This window comes from Exiguobacterium sp. SH3S1 (assembly GCF_004337105.1).
GTDB classification, from domain to species: Bacteria; Bacillota; Bacilli; order Exiguobacteriales; family Exiguobacteriaceae; genus Exiguobacterium; species Exiguobacterium aurantiacum_A.
Genome location: NZ_SJUW01000007.1, coordinates 13580 through 28911 on the forward strand (window position 1 = coordinate 13580; position 15332 = coordinate 28911).

A 15332-nucleotide genomic window follows, 5' to 3' on the forward strand; every position below is an offset into this window, starting at 1 on the left:
TAGCCCCTTCGCCCTAAATATTAGCGTTTTTTTAGTTACTGCTTTATCTTAAGTATCTAAACTAGGAAATTATGATTCATAAGCTCGAATAAAAGCTTACTTTCTGCTCTCATTTTCCCAACTGATAGCAGTCCAATAGTCTAATTATCCGTGATAAAATTTAACTATACAAAAAAAAGTAACAAAGTCTTCATCTAGGTATAACGATTCAAATTAAAAATAATAAAAGGTAATTCAATTTCCGGAGGTGAATACAACAAATGGGTAAATTAAACTTTTTACTTGCAGAAGATTACATTAAACCTAGAATTTACTTCCAGCCGAAGCAAGCGTCTTCTTTCAAAGCTTCCTATTCCTATGCTGACACTAATCAGTTTGAGGGATTAGAGCATTTGACCCAATTGTTACGTTCATCTAAAGGCTTTATCCTCAACGCGTTTCAAATTGATTACTATCAGGCTTTACCAAAACTAATCGCTAGAACGCTTCAAGAAAATCGTTCTCATAAAAAGCTATACATTCTTGGTCCTGAACTGTCTCTCTCTATTCTAAAGCGCAGTTCAAAAACAGTCTATGAGAAACATTTTCAAGAGTTCGGCTATATCAACATTGAACAGGATCAACAAAGTGTTGTTAGCCAGTGTCTATCTTTATTGAAAGAAGGACACATCTTATATATTCTTCCAGAAGCATCAATCTGCTGGCGACCAGAACCACTCCAACAGTTTGAAAATCAATTTCCTCCTCTTTGCAGCACACTGCTCAGTCAAGAAGCCCATGTTCCAATTTTGTCATCTGCTACGACAGAAGAGTCTGACAAAGTTACGCTCTATGAACCGAACATGCCACAACAATTCATCGGAGATTTTGAATCACGGATTGAACAACAATCTGAAGCAATCTACACATTGCTAGAATCACCACTCTCTGACTACTGAGCGACATCACACTAGGGATCACAGCTTATCCACATAAACCAACACACATCGGAGGAATTTAATCATGAAAAAAGTAACTGGTATCTTCTTTATCGCAGCAGCAGTATTACTTCTAGGCAGTTCATTCAAACCATTGGGTGAAGAATTACCGCGCCTTACAAAAACAGTAATTCCGGTTCAACAATTCGGGGAAGAGTTACCACGTCTTACAAAATCAGTGGTACCAACTCAACAGTTCGGTGAAGAATTACCACGTCTTACAAAACTCGACTCCACTGTTAGACCATTTGGGGAAGAACTCCCACGCTTAACTTAATACTTAAACGAGACGCCTCTGTGCGTCTCTTTTTTATTCCGGGTGCGACTATCGTTCTATTTTTTAAAAAAAGATAAACAATTTACATATTAATCTCCATTTTTTTCTTGTTTGCTTATATAATAGCGAAGACATGAAGACGATTTCATTTCATCGTTATTTCAAAGATTCAAGAAAAAGGAGCGAATCACGATTGAATATAGAAAAAACACCTTGGCATTTAAAACTCTTACTTAGCACATCCCTCGTCTTCACTGGCGTAGCAGTCATCCCGCTCGAGCTTTCACAGACCGGATTTGAATCAACTCGTGTCGAAGCGGCCACTACATATAAAACAACTGCCAATTTAAATCTTCGCCTTAGTGCAGCGACTTGGAGCAAAGTCCTTCTGACAATCCCAGCAGGCGCGACGATCAAATATATAAGCAAGTACGGCTCGTGGTATAAAGTCTCTTACGGTGGCAAGACGGGGTACGTCGCTTCACAGTATGTGAAGCAGACAACCGCTTCGACGATGACGACCAGTTCAACGAAAGCCTATACGACAACCGTCAACTTAAATTTACGGAAAAGCGCCTCGACGAGAGGTACGATTCTGTTGACGATTCCAACAGGGAAACGAGTGACTTATGTCAGCACATACGGTTCATGGTACAAAGTGACGTATGGCGGACAGACCGGTTACGTCTCCTCACAATATTTAAAAGCTTCAAGTCCATCGACAACGACAAGCTCGACGAAAGCTTATACAACGACTGTCAACTTGAACTTGCGGAAGAGTGCCTCGACGACCGGAACGGTATTGCTTACCATCCCATCTGGCCGCAATGTGACTTACCGAGGGACGTATGGCTCGTGGTATAAAGTCTCTTACGGTGGGAAAACCGGCTACGTCGCAGCGCGCTATTTGAAAGCGGGCACAACGACGACACCCACTACTTCAACCGGATCAGGACGCACCGTCGTCATCGATGCCGGTCATGGCGGGAACGATCCGGGTGCGGTTTACGAATCTGTCCAAGAGAAAGTCATTGCACTCGACATCGCTAAGCGCCTGGCGAACACTCTCTCGAGCACGTACAACTATAACGTCAAAATGACTCGTGCAAACGATGGCTATTTATCCTTAGCCCAGCGTGTCTCGTTGACAAAGTCTTATAAAGGGAGCGCTTTTGTAAGCGTCCATGCCAACTCGGCACCGAGTACAGCCTATCACGGTCATGAAGTCCTCGTCCCGACGACGGAAAGCTACACGACGAATCCTTATGCCTCCGCAAGTCGTAACTTAGGAGCGGCCATCAACCGTGAACTCGGTGTACGCATCCCGACCATCCGCAACCGTGGTGTGAAATATCAAAACGTTTACGTCGTCGGAAAGAATACCGTCCCGTCGACGCTCGTCGAATACGGATTTATTAGCAACGCGAACGATCGCGCTCATCTGACGAGTACGACATATCGTCAACGGATGGCTGATGCGACTGCTTCCGGCATTCATCAATTCATGCGTTCATCTAACTAATTCAAAGAGACCCGGCTGAATGTTCAGCTGGGTCTCTATTTGTATTGCGTCACATCGCACCGCCAGATTTTATGAGGCGCGCCGAGTCCCCAGTAATGGTCGATCGTGAGTACAGGTGGACCCATCCGTTTTTCCCAGTACGTTTGGGAAGTCGGAAACCCCGCATCGAGATAAAAAATCGGCTGTCCCCTGCTCAACAGCTCGTCCATCACGTTTTTAAGCAAGAAATGACCGACCCCTTGCCGCTGCTCACTCGGCGTCACATAGATGCATCCGACTTCCGGTACGTCCGGCTCGACATCGAGATGTGCCGTGATAATCTCGTTCGGAGGAAGGATGGCCGCTGTTCCAACGATGACGTCGTCTTTTAGCACGACAAACAATTGGACAGTCTCATCATCCAAACTATCTTGAACGGTCGTATTCAAGCGGGCTACTTCCTCGTCCAACAAATCAGCGTCTTCAAACTGTTCCCGGCGGATCAAATCGCTCAGACTCTCCATAAACAAACGCTGGAGCGGTTTGACATCATCTCGTTCAAGCGGACGAAAGTTCAATATTTCCACTTCCCTCTATCCATAATCATACGTTTCCTTCTTTACCCGCGTCTCTGCCTACCGTAACGTTCGGTTGATGCGACCCTTCCACCGCCTCGAGTTGTTCGAGATGGTCATACCCGAGATGCCCGTGCGTCTTCCAGACGAGCACGATTGCCGTCGTGAACAACAAGAGCGTCAAATAAAGAAACCCGATTGAGACCTGCCCCGGCTCGATTAAGGGGACGAGGGCAAACGAGACGTTAAACGTCGTATGCAGTAAAAAAGCCGCCCATAAGTTCATCGTCGTGACGTTATATAACCACGAGATGATCAACGTAAACGATAGAATGGCGACGGCGTAAGCCCAAAACGGGAGGGATGCCTGTCCGGTGCCCGTCATCAAGAAGAGCGGAATATGCCAAACCGCCCACACCACGCCGACGAACAGGCTCGCCTGGAGCGGCGTCTTGTTGAGTTGCAGCGCGTCGAGCAAATACCCGCGCCAACCATACTCTTGTTGAATCGTTCCCCCGAGAAATAACATGTAGAGGAAGTACGGGATGACGAGCCAAGGTTCGTTCAACAGTAACGCACCGCTCGCATCGGTCAGCCAGTACGCGAGGACAAATAAGAACGGGATGAGCAACAGGCCGAACGCATAGTACTTACCAGCCATCCGCCACTCGAAGCCTCGCTTCCACAGTGTCCGCACCCCACTCCATCCGTTTTCTCGAAACGCCATATAACCGCCGGCCACGCTCGGTCCGAACGAACCGATCAAGACGGTCGCTAGAATCGGCAGGCTTGTCCACGTATAGAGCCCCCACCAGCTTAACCATGAGAACGCGAACGCGATGATGATAAACGTTATGACTTCTTTTCGTGTCGGGATCATGCGCTCCGCCTCCTTTTATATGTAGTTTACCCACTCTAGAAGCGACTTGCCTACTTCACCGGCAAAATATTTTTACCATACGAAGCAAAATGATAGGTCGGCTACTATTTGCCGAGGTATAATCAGAATTACAACAAAATCACATTTACTAGCGAGGTACACATGGAACCAGTAGTCGAACACTCGATGAGTCACAATTACTTTCTCGTGATTCTTTCTTATATTATCGCCGCCGTTTCCGCTTATGCTGCCATCGAACTGGCACGCCGCGTGAATGCGACGAATCGCTCCACCCAAAATATGTGGATTTTGGCGGGCGGTGCCACCCTCGGACTCGGGATTTGGTCGATGCACTTCATCGCCATGCTCGCTCACGAGGCGTTGCGCCCCGTCACATATTCGATCCCTCTCGTTTTACTGTCCGTCATCATTGCGATGGCCGGCTGTATCTTTGGCTTCTTGATTGTCTCGCGCCGTAAGACTCATCCTGCTTTGATCGGTGCAGGACTGTTGATGGGAATCAGCATCGCCAGCATGCATTACGTCGGTATGGACGCGATTCAAGGCGTCGCGATTTCGTATGATCCATGGTTGGCCATGTTGTCGATCATCATCGCCATCGCCGCCTCACTTATCGCCTTATGGATCGGCTTCTACTCGAAGTACGCCAAACAAAAGATTGACCTCGAGTTAAAAGTGTTCTTTTCACTGCTCATGGGCATCGCGATTTTCGGGATGCATTTCGTCGGCATGGCCGCGTCATCGTTCGCGTTCATCGAAGCGAACGGTCCGTTCGCCAATGCCGTCGAACCGTCGCTCCTCGCCTGGCTCGTCACGGCGATCACGGTCATCTTGTTTGTCATCTTCTTCTTGTCGCTCACGCTCGATCATCATCTAAAAAAACGAGAACTCATCCAAGCGACGATTCTCGATTCGACGACGGATGCGGTCGTCACGACGACGAAAGATGGTGTGATCCAGTACGCCAACACCGCGTTTTATCGTTTGTTTGATCAGACGGACGATACTTTTTTCCAAGACTATCATTCGTCCTTGACGATCAATCAACCGTTCTATGACCCGAGACGGGTCGAGATCGACGATAAGACGATTGAAGTGACGAGCTATCCGCTCAAAGGTGAAACGATGGACCAAGTGCTCTGGTTTTTACGGGACGTCTCGGAGGCGATCGCCTCACAACGTCTCGTCGAACATATGGCGTATCACGATACGCTCACTGATCTGCCGAACCGCCACAAGCTCGAACGCATCCTTGCGGAACATATTCAAATCGAGGACCCAGTCGCTTGTCTTTACATCGACATCGACCGCTGGCGTTTCTTGAGCGATATGCTCGGACATCACGGCACGGACGAATTGACGATGCAAATCGCCGAACGTCTTCGCGTCACGATCCATCCAGATGACATTTTGACACGAGTCGGTGCTTCGGAATTCATTATCTTACTGTTCGATAAGCGCAGCACACTCGCCAAACAAAAAGCGGAGAAGTGTATTAAAGCGATCTCGCAGCCGTTCGATATCGACGGGACGACCGTCGAGCTCACGATGAGCGCCGGCGTCAGTCATTATCCGAAAGACACGACGTCCGCGGACGAGCTCGTCCAATACGCGCGACTCACCGTCCACGAATCAAAACGGATCGGGAAAAACCAAATTAAAGAGTTTGAAGACGAATCGAAACATCAAATTTTACGCACGGTCGAGATCGAGAAAGCGCTCATTCACGCACTCGATCGTCACGAGTTCACGCTCGTCTATCAACCGAAAGTATCGCTCACGAAAAATCGACTCGAAGGCGTCGAAGCGCTCTTGCGTTGGAATCATTTCGAACTCGGCGATGTCACACCGACCGAATTCATCCCGATCGCAGAAAACACCGGACTGATCCATCAGATCGGCAACTGGGTCATGCGCGAGTCGTGTCTCGCTTGGGTACGGTGGAACAAGTCCGGCGTCAAGCCGTTCACGCTCTCGGTCAACGTGTCACCGCTCCAGTTCGCGCGTGAAGACTTCGTCGAGACGCTCCAAACCATCTTACAAGAGACCGGCATGGACCCGATGTTCCTCGAGCTCGAAGTGACGGAATCATCGATGTTGTCGTACGAGGCGTCGACACGCGAGAAGCTCGCCCAACTTCATCAGTACGGGATTTTGATCTCGCTCGATGATTTCGGGACTGGTTACTCGTCGTTCCGCCAACTGCGCGAACTTCCGGTCCAAGTGCTCAAGATCGACCGCTCGTTCATCGTCAACTTGTTCACAGACCGCAACCAAGAAGCGATCGTCCGCTCGATGATCCAACTCGGCCATAACCTCGGCATGAAAGTGTTGATGGAAGGCGTCGAAACGTCTGACCAACTCGAATGGTTGCTCAATGAGCAGTGCGACTACGTCCAAGGCTTTTACTTCAGTCGTCCGCTTCGCGAGAAAGACGTCGTGAAGCACGTCAAATCGGTCACGACCTATATCGAGTTCGGGAAGACCCGGGCTTAACGAGACTGCAGTTCGCTGCAGTCTTTTCGTATGCAAAAAATCTCCTATGCCAGGGGGACATTCGTGCCCGAACCGCAAGCGTTTTTGAGACTTGTTCGTTTGCTGCGGTTCGTGCATGATAATAGTATATAGAGATGAAACGGAGGAACGGATATGAGCGGACTCTTTCTCGTCATCGGCATCACCTTATCGATTCTCTCGAAATGGCTGCAGTTTAACGGACAGAACGCGCGCGGGGATATGCTCGTGTTTCCGGCGGCGTTCTTTCTCGGCTTGGCGCTGTTGTTCAGCTTGCCGTTCTTTAAAGAGTGGTGGGAGGAACCATCAAAGCGACCGAAAGCGCTCCGCTTCGCCGGACTCGTCGCCGCTGGTCTGCTATCGTTCCAGTTGTTCGCCTGGATCGTTTTCGGCCAAGGCGAATGGCTCGGTGCACTGTTCTTAATCCCCTTCCTCGGCTGCCTTTACTTCATCATCCGTACGTTCAAATGAAAACGGGGAAAGCGCTCATGCGCTCCCCCATTTTCGTTCTTCTCGCAATTCGGCTTCGGTGACATAGTTGTTGTCGAGAGTGACCATGTGGCGTTCATACAAACGTTGTTCGACGATGGCAATCAAATACGCCACCAAACCAATCAACGCAAACGTTTGGAGCGAAATCAAATCCGTCAGCAGCGCATATACCCATACCAAAATGAGCGGTAGGAAGATGAGCCCGAACAATGAATTGAAGTGAATGAGCCGCCTCGCTTCCCGCGACTGTAAATACTGTTTCTTGATGTTCTCACGACGCCACATTTTCCGGAAGTCCGGCAGACTCGCTACCGCACCGAGAAACATAACCATCACCGGCGAGAGCCAGCCACATTCTAGCGAGAAAAACATGAGCCCAGCGAACACCGCTGAGATGAACGCGACCGTGGAATGCTTTGCCTCATCGAACGCCGTCAATTCACGCATCTGGCTCCGCTTATCCATATCGTTCTTCCTTTTCAATTTCCCGCGCTTCTTTAATTGCTTTGATATCTTGATCCGTCAAATAGTTCCCATCATGTTTTTGAATGATACGGTCGAGCCATTTCCCAAAGAACGTCGCGCCCCAGAAAAAGGCTTGTGATAAAAGAAATGCTTGGAACGATTGCGGCTGCGACGTTTGATTGAACACAACGATCCCGTAGTAGCCGAGAGCGACAAGTCCCAGTAAATAAGCGGTATGCCGCAGCATCAACAGCTTTCGCGCCTTCTCATTTTTCACGAAGCGGCGCCACATCCGAAAACGCATCACCTCTGTCGTGACGACGAGACTAAATATAGAGAACATGAATATCAGGAAAAATGAATCCGGCCTCTCCCAATACGACGCGTAAATCAGCATGCCGATAATTGCTGACACACCGATTATGCCGACGCCCCAGCTTGTCCATTTATCCATTCGCAACACTGTATCGATCTGTTGTTTCGTTTGCGGTGATAGTTCCATTATGGTTTCATCCTTTCAATCACTTGGTCGTATGTCGGCATGTCAGGGTCAACCGCTTTCAGTTTGTTTCTAATCAATCGGTCTCGATAAGAATCGGTAAAACGCATCATAGCAAATAAAGCCCCAATCAAAAATCCGATTGAGTGATTGAGAACCAGCGCCGTCATTGAAGTCGAAAGCAATAGTGCATCCAACCAAGTCATTGCATATTGTATGCGAAGCAATTTGAGGGTTTGAAAAGTTTCTGCAAAATGACGCATGATGCGATATTCTTTATTCCCCATGATGATGAGAAAAATTGCGAGTAACCACATCAAGGGAATGAGCCAGATCTGTTCAAAGAAAAGCGCGAATAGAAAGGTGGCCATATAAACAATCCATATCGGGACACCATACCTTCGAATATTGACGACTCTCTTAACATCGTGTCGCACCTGGTCCACTTCCTCACCTCCCTATTTCTTTATATGTAGAACGCCATACATCTTCCTGCTTCATCCGCTTATCGATTCTCATCGTCATCCATCCGGCTAACACAATCACGAGTAAACCGACTGTATAGAAAACTTTCGCCCCCAACAATTCATTGCCGTTCAATGCGATAAAGAAGGCAACCGTATTCAACATGTCACTCCCCAACTGTTGGCGATAGCGATGCGTCAATTTCGGATTCAACCGTTGTCGCATCTGATAGCGACGTATATACATCACATTGACGGGAACGAGCACGAGTGCCATGTAGACGATGCCCCAAAACAGACTGTCCGTCCACCAAACGATTGGAAGAATGACGACTAGAAACATCCCTACAATCCCATACATGAGTTGTTGGAACGAACAAACCCACGTCCGTTCCTGTTCTAATCGATTTGACATCATGTCACTTCCTCCGCTTCAAGCGAGCGTAATATCGGATCATGTTGATTCAAACGGCGTGACACCGTTTCTGTCAACGTCCCCCAAATGAACACCCCGAACGCCCAATACAGGTCGTCTTGATTGAAGACCAACAGGCCACTCACTAAAATGAGTAAACCGATCGAGCTCACGATATCGTACACGAGATGTCGTCTTAACACCTTCCGCGTAGCGAAATCGACTAAACGCGCACGTCTCATCTGGTATTTCTGCACGTCTAACATGAGCATTCTGACCCCAACGACAGTGAGAGGAATGATGAGCCACAGTTGCTTCCCGAAGAAGGATAAGACGATGGCCAATACAACGACGCTTAAAAAGATGTATCCGACCCGTGTCTGTTGCTTCTTCCAAGCCGTCTCTTGTTCAATTCGTGTCGGTTGATCCATGACTTCCCCTCCCTACTATTCTCTTACTGTATACGGAAATGAAACGATGAGGTTTCAAGTTATCCAAATATTCCCTCCATAATCATTCGACGTTTTTCAACAATTGGCGAATGATTTACGACCGTTACCAATTATTTCTGCTATAATGATAGCGTATTCATTCCTACAAATTGATGTGAAAGGTGCAAACAGTCATGGCCCCAAAGTATAAGCAAGTGGCTGAACAGATTGAGACGGATATCGTCAATCACGTCTATCAGCATACGAACAAACTCCTCACGGAAGACGAATATGCGACGAAATACGCCGTCAGCCGCAACACGGTCCGGAAAGCGATCGAGATTCTCGTCAACAAAGGCTACGCATATCAAGTCCAAGGGAGCGGCGTCTTCGTCCGTGACCATTACGACAGCGATTATGTGAACCTCGAAAAACTCCAAGGTCTCACGAGCGACTTCAGTGGACGAAAAGTCGAGACACATGTCCTCGCTTTTGAGGAGACGACGGCAAACGAGAAAGTCGCGGAACGGATGAAGTGTCCGGTCGGGACGCCTGTCTATTACGTCAAGCGGCTGCGTCTCGTCGACGACCACCCGTTCTCGCTCGAAGATTCGTACTTCCGCAAAAACCTCGTTGTCTATCTCGATCGAAACATCACCGAGAAGTCGATCTATAACTACTTCCGTAACGACCAAAAGCTCGCCATCGGTTTTGCCGACCGCGTCATTTACGCCGATTTCTTGAATGCCGATGATGCCGCCTTACTCGGGTTGAACGAAAACGATCCGGCCCTTCTCGTCGACAACACCGTCTATTTAACGAACGGTCAAATCTTCGACGTATCGCGCTCGACACATCATTTCCGCCATGTTAAGATGCTGAAAGTCTCTAACATCAAGTCTTAAACGCACTCGAGAGGTTGATCTCGCGTGCGTTTTTTTTCGTTCACATTTTATTCAAAAAGAAAGGGTTTACATGTAAGCGGTGTCGTGCTAGTATCAAACTATAGAATTTGTACCTATGAATCTTAGTTATCCATACAAAAAAGGAGAGATATTATGGTTTCTGAAACAATCGAAATTACACCCGAAGACATCTTCGGTTTAATCGCCCTCTCAGGTGACGCGAAAGCAAGTTACCACCACGCAATGCTCCTCATGCAAGAAGGCAAGCCAGAGGAAGCAGCTGAAGCGGTGACAGCCGGTGACGCGACGTTGAAAGAAGCACACGCTATCCAAACAAAATTCGTCACGCTCGAAGCACAAGGGAAAACGGCGACAGTCGGCGTCCTCATGGTGCACGCGCAAGACCATTTGATGAACACGATCCTCGTAAAAGAGATGCTCGGCTACATGATGAACATGCAAAACGAAATCAACCAATTGAAAGGAATGGATCAAAAATGATGAAAATCGGACTCTTCTGCGCAGCAGGTATGTCAACAAGTATGTTAGTAGAAAAAATGAAAGCGGTTGCCGCTGAACGTGGCCTCGAGGCAGAAATCGCAGCCTACCCAGAATCAGAAATGGAAACGTATGTGAACGACCTCGACGTCGCTCTTCTCGGACCACAAGTGAAGTACTTGCTTTCAAAAGGCAAACTGATCTGTGAGCCAAAAGGCGTTCCAATCGACGTCATCAACACAGTCGACTACGGCATGATGAACGGAACGAAAGTACTAGACCACGCACTTAAGCTTGTAAATAAATAAACTGAGGTGACTACTTTGAAAATGCCTAAAACTTTCTTGTTCGGCGCTGCTTCGGCTTCTTACCAAGTCGAAGGCGCATGGAACGAGGACGGGAAAGGCGTCTCGAACTGGGACGTCTTCTCGAAAATTCCTGGAAAGACATTTGAAAACACGAATGGCGACGTCGCTGTCGACCATTACCACCGTTATAAAGAAGACATCGCGCTTATGGCCGAAATGGGACTCGAGTCATATCGCTTCTCAATCTCATGGCCACGTATCTTCCCGAACGGTTCTGGCGAAGTCAACGAGAAGGGCCTCGAGTTTTACAACAACTTGATCGACGAGTGCTTGAAGCACAACATCGTACCGTTCGTGACGCTCTACCATTGGGACCTTCCACAGGCACTTGAAGAAAAAGGCGGTTGGCGCAGCCAAGAGACAGTTGACGCATTCGTTCGTTTCGCCGATACTTGTTTCCAATCGTTCGGCGACCGTGTCCGTCACTGGATCACGTTCAATGAAGCGGTCATCTTCTGCTCGCTCGGCTACTTGTCAGGAGCACACCCACCAGGTATCGAAGGTGATGTCAAAGCGTACTTCCAAACGACACATAACGTCTTTGTCGCTCACGCCCGTTCAATCGAGCTCTTCAAAGAAGCCGGTTACGAAGGTGAGATCGGCATCACACACGTGTTCAGCCCATCGTTCAGCATCGACAACGACCCGGACAACAAGTTCGCCGAGATGCATGCGAACGAATATGCGACACACTGGTTCTATGACCCGATCTTGAAAGGGACTTACCCTGAGTACGTGGTCAAAGGACTTAAAGAGAAAGGCCTGCTCCCTGACTGGACGGAAGAAGAACTCGACCTGCTCAAACGCACGGCTCCGATGAACGACTTCATCGGTCTCAACTACTACTGCCCGCAACGCGTCATGAAAAATGACACAGCGCTCGTCATGGCCGGTGGCCGTGAGAACTCGACGGGCCGCCCAGGTAACCCATCGTTCGACGGCGTCTACAAGACAGTCGAGATGGAAGACAAGGTTTACACGAAGTGGGGCTGGGAAATCGCGCCAGACGCGTTCCTCGAAGGGCTCCGCATGCTCAAAGCTCGTTACGGCGACGTCAAGATCTACATTACAGAGAACGGTCTCGGTGATGTTGACCCAATCGTCGGCGAAGAAATTATGGATACACCGCGGATCGAGTACATCGAAAGCCACTTGCGTGCCGTGAAACATGCCGTTCAAGAAGGCATCAACGTTTCAGGTTACTACGCTTGGTCGGTCATCGACCTCCTCAGCTGGCTCAACGGATATAAGAAGCAATATGGCTTCATCTATGTTGACCACGCTAACGGTCTCGCCCGCAAGAAGAAACAGTCGTTCCATTGGTACAAAGAGATCATCGCCACGCGCGCTGAAGACCTATAAGGAGGTTTCCCCATGAGCCGCTTAGAAAGAGTATTTGAAAAGTTCACTCCAGGTTTCGTTCGTTTTGCGAACGCAAAGCCCGTCCTTGCAATTAAGGACGGGTTCATCCTGACAATGCCGATGACGATCATCGGTTCACTGTTCCTGCTTATCTTGGCACTACCGATTCCAGGTTGGGCCGAGTTCATGTCAGGATTATTCGGAGCCGATTGGACGCTCCCACTCACGCAAGTCGTCGGTGCGACGTTTGACATCCTCGCTTTAATCGGGGTATTCGGAATCGCCTACTCGTACGTCAAAAACGAAAAGATTGAAGGCGTACCAGCTGGTATCCTCGGAATCATCTCGTTCTTGATCATCACACAAGCTTCTGTCCTCTCTGAATCAGGAGAAGCAGTCAACGGAGTCATCCCGAAAGTATGGACAGGTGGACAAGGTGTCCTCGCTGCCATCGTCGTCGGTTTAGTCGTCGGATTCATTTATTCGCAATTCATCAAACGCGGGATCAGCATTAAAATGCCTGACGGTGTCCCACCTGGTGTTTCGAACTCATTCTCGGCACTCGTTCCTGGTCTTGCGATCATCGCACTTGCTGCTGTGACATTCGCTGTCTTCCAAGCAGTTGCAGAGCGTACGTTCACAGAAGTCGTCTATGACGTGCTTCAATCACCACTTCAAAACTTGACAGACACGCTCGCAGGAGCAGTCATCATCATGGTTCTCATGTCAGTCATGTGGTGGTGTGGAATTCACGGTGCCGCAATCATCATGGGTATCATGGGGCCACTCCTTACAGCAAACGCGCTTCAAAACCAAGCACTCATCGATGCGGGTGAAACACTCGTTGCCGGTGAGAACGCGAAAATCGTTACAATCCAGTTCCTCGACGTCTTCACGAAGCTCGGTGGTTCAGGAATCACGATCGGATTCATCATCGCCACACTTATCGTCGCCCGTTCGGCTCACTTGAAACAGCTCGGTAAGCTCTCGCTTGCACCAAGTTTGTTCAACATCAACGAGCCGGTCATCTTCGGGATGCCGATCGTGTTCAACCCGATCATGTTCGTACCGTTCGTTATCGTACCTGCAATCGCATCGTTCATGGTGTACTTCTCAATCCTTTGGGGCTGGGTCGATCCGTTCAACGCACTTCAAGTGCCATGGACGACACCACCGATCATCTCTGGTTTCTTAATCGGCGGATGGCGTGCAGCGCTCTTGCAGATCGTCACGATCGCAATGGCAGTAGCCGTCTACCTCCCGTTCGTCCGCATGCAAGACCGCGTCTCGTACGGTGAAGAGTTGAAAGCACAAGAAGAAGCAGAAAAAGCGTCAGCCTAAGTAAAAAACGACAGCCCTTCTCAGCGATGAGAAGGGCTGTTATATTTAGGGAAACAAATAAGGAAGTTGAGATAATATGAAAAACTACACACCCAGTTTTATGATATTGTCGAGCGCAGCCCTCGCCTTCGGACTTGGATTCAAGTCTATCTTCCCTTATGCGATGCTGATCGGCGCTGGCCTACATACGATTTTCCTACTGTGCGCTGCCTATTCGTTAGGCAAGTATCGGGCCAACACATCACAACTCGACTCGTAACGCCATGACACTTACTGTCACGGCGTTTTTTTATCACGTCACTGTTCTGTTGGCCGTGGCTTTCCTGACGTATAATTACTTATTCCGTCACCATGCGAACCGGGAACTGATCCGCGATGTCCCGTAAGCCTTTTAGAAAGCGCTCAACGTTCAACACGGACGTCTCAAACTCGAACCTCAACTCTTCCGTATCGTCCCCGAGCGGATGCTCCAGATGGCCTCGTACGCCCACCTCGTCTCCGTCGCCATCTCTTCTCGTCAACGTCAAACTGACGAACGGTTCCGTCGGCTCGAACTCGACTTCCTGCACGTCACCCGCTACGAACGACTCAAATACTGGTATGTAGTGCGCGACGAGCAAACTATCAAGCATGATGTCATCGAACGTGATGCGGTGGTCCGGTGCGTGAAACCCGATCCAATTGCGGTGCCACGCCGCGTCATGGACGTTGTCGGCGTCAGGATAAGCGTACGCGTAGCTCTCAATCGTCACATCAATCGTTTCGTCGCGCGACATCAGTTTTGTGATCGCCATTACTTTTCTTCCTTCCGCAACGAATAGCCGTCAATCTCTAAGAGGCGCATCCGCTTCTGGTCGATTGCCGCATGGACGATGACGATCACCCCAGGATTGAGTTCCATCATCTTTTTGATTTTCGTCAAATCGTCCCCTTTGATTTCGACCGGTAAGACGAACTCGCCTTCCTTCAAATGAATGAACTTGATTTTGCCTTTGTCGTCGTAGCCTGTCACTTCGTACGTCGCATATTCGCGTTTCATCAACATTTCCCCCTCTTTTGAGTCGAGCTCGATCCCCATCTCGCGAATCGCTCGTTCCCGCTTGATGCGGTCATCGCGCCGAAACACGCCTTTGATTCCGAAGACGAGCAAAAAACAAGATAAGAAGACAACGGCAACGTCCCGATACACCACACCGTACAACATCCCAAAGATGAACCCGTTGAGCGTCCACATGAAAAGCGCTGTCGTCCAACGGTCTTCGGCGCGTTCTTCGTCTGTTCGATAGTCCAACGCCATCGTCGCTCCTCCTCCCTACTTCATACGTTCCCCCCTTGAATAAGTTCCAC

Annotated in this window: 20 protein-coding genes; 11 read left to right on the top strand and 9 right to left on the bottom strand. The window is 49.0% G+C overall.

Annotated features, from left to right (window positions below; translation table 11 throughout):
- The first annotated feature begins 260 nt into the window (after positions 1-260).
- The 3 genes from EVJ26_RS09125 (at position 261) to EVJ26_RS09135 (ending at position 2776) form a co-directional block, all read left to right on the top strand.
- Entirely contained in the window at positions 261-938 is a 678-nt protein-coding gene (locus EVJ26_RS09125) for a hypothetical protein (protein WP_131470286.1), read from the top strand.
- 64 nt (positions 939-1002) lie between these two features.
- A complete protein-coding gene (locus EVJ26_RS09130; RefSeq protein ID WP_131470287.1) occupies positions 1003-1254 on the top strand; it encodes a hypothetical protein in 252 nt (83 codons plus the stop codon).
- Positions 1255-1447: 193 nt separating this feature from the next.
- The gene (locus EVJ26_RS09135; protein WP_236635543.1) at positions 1448-2776 is read left to right on the top strand and encodes an N-acetylmuramoyl-L-alanine amidase family protein; all 1329 of its coding nucleotides are present in this window, start codon (positions 1448-1450) and stop codon (positions 2774-2776) included.
- 35 nt (positions 2777-2811) lie between these two features.
- Here EVJ26_RS09135 and EVJ26_RS09140 read toward each other — a convergent pair whose 3' ends face one another.
- Positions 2812-3333, bottom strand: a complete 522-nt coding sequence (locus EVJ26_RS09140; protein ID WP_131458899.1) for a GNAT family N-acetyltransferase — start codon at positions 3331-3333, stop codon at positions 2812-2814.
- Positions 3334-3358: 25 nt separating this feature from the next.
- Positions 3359-4210 carry a CPBP family intramembrane glutamic endopeptidase gene (locus EVJ26_RS09145; RefSeq protein ID WP_131458900.1) on the bottom strand — a complete coding sequence of 284 codons (852 nt, stop codon included), beginning with the start codon at positions 4208-4210 and terminating at the stop codon, positions 3359-3361.
- A gap of 162 nt (positions 4211-4372) precedes the next feature.
- Between EVJ26_RS09145 and EVJ26_RS09150 the strand changes: the two genes are divergently transcribed.
- Positions 4373-6727 carry a bifunctional diguanylate cyclase/phosphodiesterase gene (locus tag EVJ26_RS09150; protein WP_236635544.1) on the top strand — a complete coding sequence of 785 codons (2355 nt, stop codon included), beginning with the start codon at positions 4373-4375 and terminating at the stop codon, positions 6725-6727.
- 153 nt (positions 6728-6880) lie between these two features.
- Positions 6881-7216, top strand: a complete 336-nt coding sequence (locus tag EVJ26_RS09155) for a hypothetical protein (protein WP_131458901.1) — start codon at positions 6881-6883, stop codon at positions 7214-7216.
- A gap of 15 nt (positions 7217-7231) precedes the next feature.
- Here EVJ26_RS09155 and EVJ26_RS09160 read toward each other — a convergent pair whose 3' ends face one another.
- From EVJ26_RS09160 to EVJ26_RS09180, 5 genes are read right to left on the bottom strand one after another with little or no spacing between them, the layout of a single operon-like run.
- Entirely contained in the window at positions 7232-7702 is a 471-nt protein-coding gene (locus tag EVJ26_RS09160) for a hypothetical protein (protein WP_131458902.1), read from the bottom strand.
- Positions 7695-8204 carry a hypothetical protein gene (locus tag EVJ26_RS09165; RefSeq protein WP_131470289.1) on the bottom strand — a complete coding sequence of 170 codons (510 nt, stop codon included), beginning with the start codon at positions 8202-8204 and terminating at the stop codon, positions 7695-7697. Before EVJ26_RS09165 ends, EVJ26_RS09160 begins: the two co-directional genes overlap by 8 nt.
- The gene (locus tag EVJ26_RS09170) at positions 8204-8647 is read right to left on the bottom strand and encodes a hypothetical protein (protein WP_131458904.1); all 444 of its coding nucleotides are present in this window, start codon (positions 8645-8647) and stop codon (positions 8204-8206) included. Before EVJ26_RS09170 ends, EVJ26_RS09165 begins: the two co-directional genes overlap by 1 nt.
- A 4-nt stretch (positions 8648-8651) precedes the next feature.
- The gene (locus EVJ26_RS09175; protein ID WP_131458905.1) at positions 8652-9080 is read right to left on the bottom strand and encodes a hypothetical protein; all 429 of its coding nucleotides are present in this window, start codon (positions 9078-9080) and stop codon (positions 8652-8654) included.
- Complete coding sequence (locus tag EVJ26_RS09180) at positions 9080-9511, bottom strand: hypothetical protein (RefSeq protein WP_131468142.1); 432 nt, start codon at positions 9509-9511, stop codon at positions 9080-9082. Before EVJ26_RS09180 ends, EVJ26_RS09175 begins: the two co-directional genes overlap by 1 nt.
- 194 nt (positions 9512-9705) lie before the next feature.
- Between EVJ26_RS09180 and EVJ26_RS09185 the strand changes: the two genes are divergently transcribed.
- From EVJ26_RS09185 to EVJ26_RS09210, 6 genes are all read left to right on the top strand, one after another.
- Positions 9706-10416, top strand: a complete 711-nt coding sequence (locus EVJ26_RS09185) for a GntR family transcriptional regulator (RefSeq protein WP_131458907.1) — start codon at positions 9706-9708, stop codon at positions 10414-10416.
- 153 nt (positions 10417-10569) lie between these two features.
- Positions 10570-10917: a PTS lactose/cellobiose transporter subunit IIA gene (locus tag EVJ26_RS09190; RefSeq protein ID WP_070329089.1), complete on the top strand. Its 348-nt coding sequence runs from the start codon at positions 10570-10572 to the stop codon at positions 10915-10917.
- Positions 10914-11222, top strand: coding sequence for a PTS sugar transporter subunit IIB (locus tag EVJ26_RS09195; RefSeq protein ID WP_131458908.1), 309 nt, complete (start codon positions 10914-10916; stop codon positions 11220-11222). The genes EVJ26_RS09190 and EVJ26_RS09195 overlap by 4 nt, the downstream gene beginning before the upstream one ends.
- A gap of 15 nt (positions 11223-11237) precedes the next feature.
- Entirely contained in the window at positions 11238-12644 is a 1407-nt protein-coding gene (locus tag EVJ26_RS09200) for a glycoside hydrolase family 1 protein (protein ID WP_131458909.1), read from the top strand.
- A gap of 12 nt (positions 12645-12656) precedes the next feature.
- Positions 12657-13985, top strand: a complete 1329-nt coding sequence (locus EVJ26_RS09205; RefSeq protein WP_131458910.1) for a PTS sugar transporter subunit IIC — start codon at positions 12657-12659, stop codon at positions 13983-13985.
- A gap of 76 nt (positions 13986-14061) precedes the next feature.
- On the top strand, positions 14062-14244 hold the full coding sequence (locus EVJ26_RS09210; RefSeq protein ID WP_131458933.1) for a hypothetical protein: 183 nt from the start codon (positions 14062-14064) through the stop codon (positions 14242-14244).
- Positions 14245-14323: 79 nt separating this feature from the next.
- Here EVJ26_RS09210 and EVJ26_RS09215 read toward each other — a convergent pair whose 3' ends face one another.
- Both EVJ26_RS09215 and EVJ26_RS09220 read right to left on the bottom strand, forming a co-directional pair.
- Positions 14324-14779, bottom strand: a complete 456-nt coding sequence (locus EVJ26_RS09215; protein WP_131468144.1) for a WapI family immunity protein — start codon at positions 14777-14779, stop codon at positions 14324-14326.
- Complete coding sequence (locus tag EVJ26_RS09220) at positions 14779-15282, bottom strand: hypothetical protein (protein ID WP_131468146.1); 504 nt, start codon at positions 15280-15282, stop codon at positions 14779-14781. The genes EVJ26_RS09215 and EVJ26_RS09220 overlap by 1 nt, the downstream gene beginning before the upstream one ends.
- Between the last annotated feature and the right edge of the window lie 50 nt (positions 15283-15332).

Bases quoted from the DNA above. Each gene is read 5' to 3' on its own strand.
- EVJ26_RS09125 (WP_131470286.1), top strand. From the start codon at position 261: ATGGGTAAATTAAACTTTTTACTTGCAGAAGATTACATTAAACCTAGA.
- EVJ26_RS09130 (WP_131470287.1), top strand. From the start codon at position 1,003: ATGAAAAAAGTAACTGGTATCTTCTTTATCGCAGCAGCAGTATTACTT.
- EVJ26_RS09145 (WP_131458900.1), bottom strand. From the start codon at position 4,210: ATGATCCCGACACGAAAAGAAGTCATAACGTTTATCATCATCGCGTTC.
- EVJ26_RS09150 (WP_236635544.1), top strand. From the start codon at position 4,373: ATGGAACCAGTAGTCGAACACTCGATGAGTCACAATTACTTTCTCGTG.
- EVJ26_RS09155 (WP_131458901.1), top strand. From the start codon at position 6,881: ATGAGCGGACTCTTTCTCGTCATCGGCATCACCTTATCGATTCTCTCG.
- EVJ26_RS09160 (WP_131458902.1), bottom strand. From the start codon at position 7,702: ATGGATAAGCGGAGCCAGATGCGTGAATTGACGGCGTTCGATGAGGCA.
- EVJ26_RS09165 (WP_131470289.1), bottom strand. From the start codon at position 8,204: ATGGAACTATCACCGCAAACGAAACAACAGATCGATACAGTGTTGCGA.
- EVJ26_RS09175 (WP_131458905.1), bottom strand. From the start codon at position 9,080: ATGTCAAATCGATTAGAACAGGAACGGACGTGGGTTTGTTCGTTCCAA.
- EVJ26_RS09180 (WP_131468142.1), bottom strand. From the start codon at position 9,511: ATGGATCAACCGACACGAATTGAACAAGAGACGGCTTGGAAGAAGCAA.
- EVJ26_RS09185 (WP_131458907.1), top strand. From the start codon at position 9,706: ATGGCCCCAAAGTATAAGCAAGTGGCTGAACAGATTGAGACGGATATC.
- EVJ26_RS09190 (WP_070329089.1), top strand. From the start codon at position 10,570: ATGGTTTCTGAAACAATCGAAATTACACCCGAAGACATCTTCGGTTTA.
- EVJ26_RS09195 (WP_131458908.1), top strand. From the start codon at position 10,914: ATGATGAAAATCGGACTCTTCTGCGCAGCAGGTATGTCAACAAGTATG.
- EVJ26_RS09205 (WP_131458910.1), top strand. From the start codon at position 12,657: ATGAGCCGCTTAGAAAGAGTATTTGAAAAGTTCACTCCAGGTTTCGTT.
- EVJ26_RS09210 (WP_131458933.1), top strand. From the start codon at position 14,062: ATGAAAAACTACACACCCAGTTTTATGATATTGTCGAGCGCAGCCCTC.
- EVJ26_RS09215 (WP_131468144.1), bottom strand. From the start codon at position 14,779: ATGGCGATCACAAAACTGATGTCGCGCGACGAAACGATTGATGTGACG.
- EVJ26_RS09220 (WP_131468146.1), bottom strand. From the start codon at position 15,282: ATGGCGTTGGACTATCGAACAGACGAAGAACGCGCCGAAGACCGTTGG.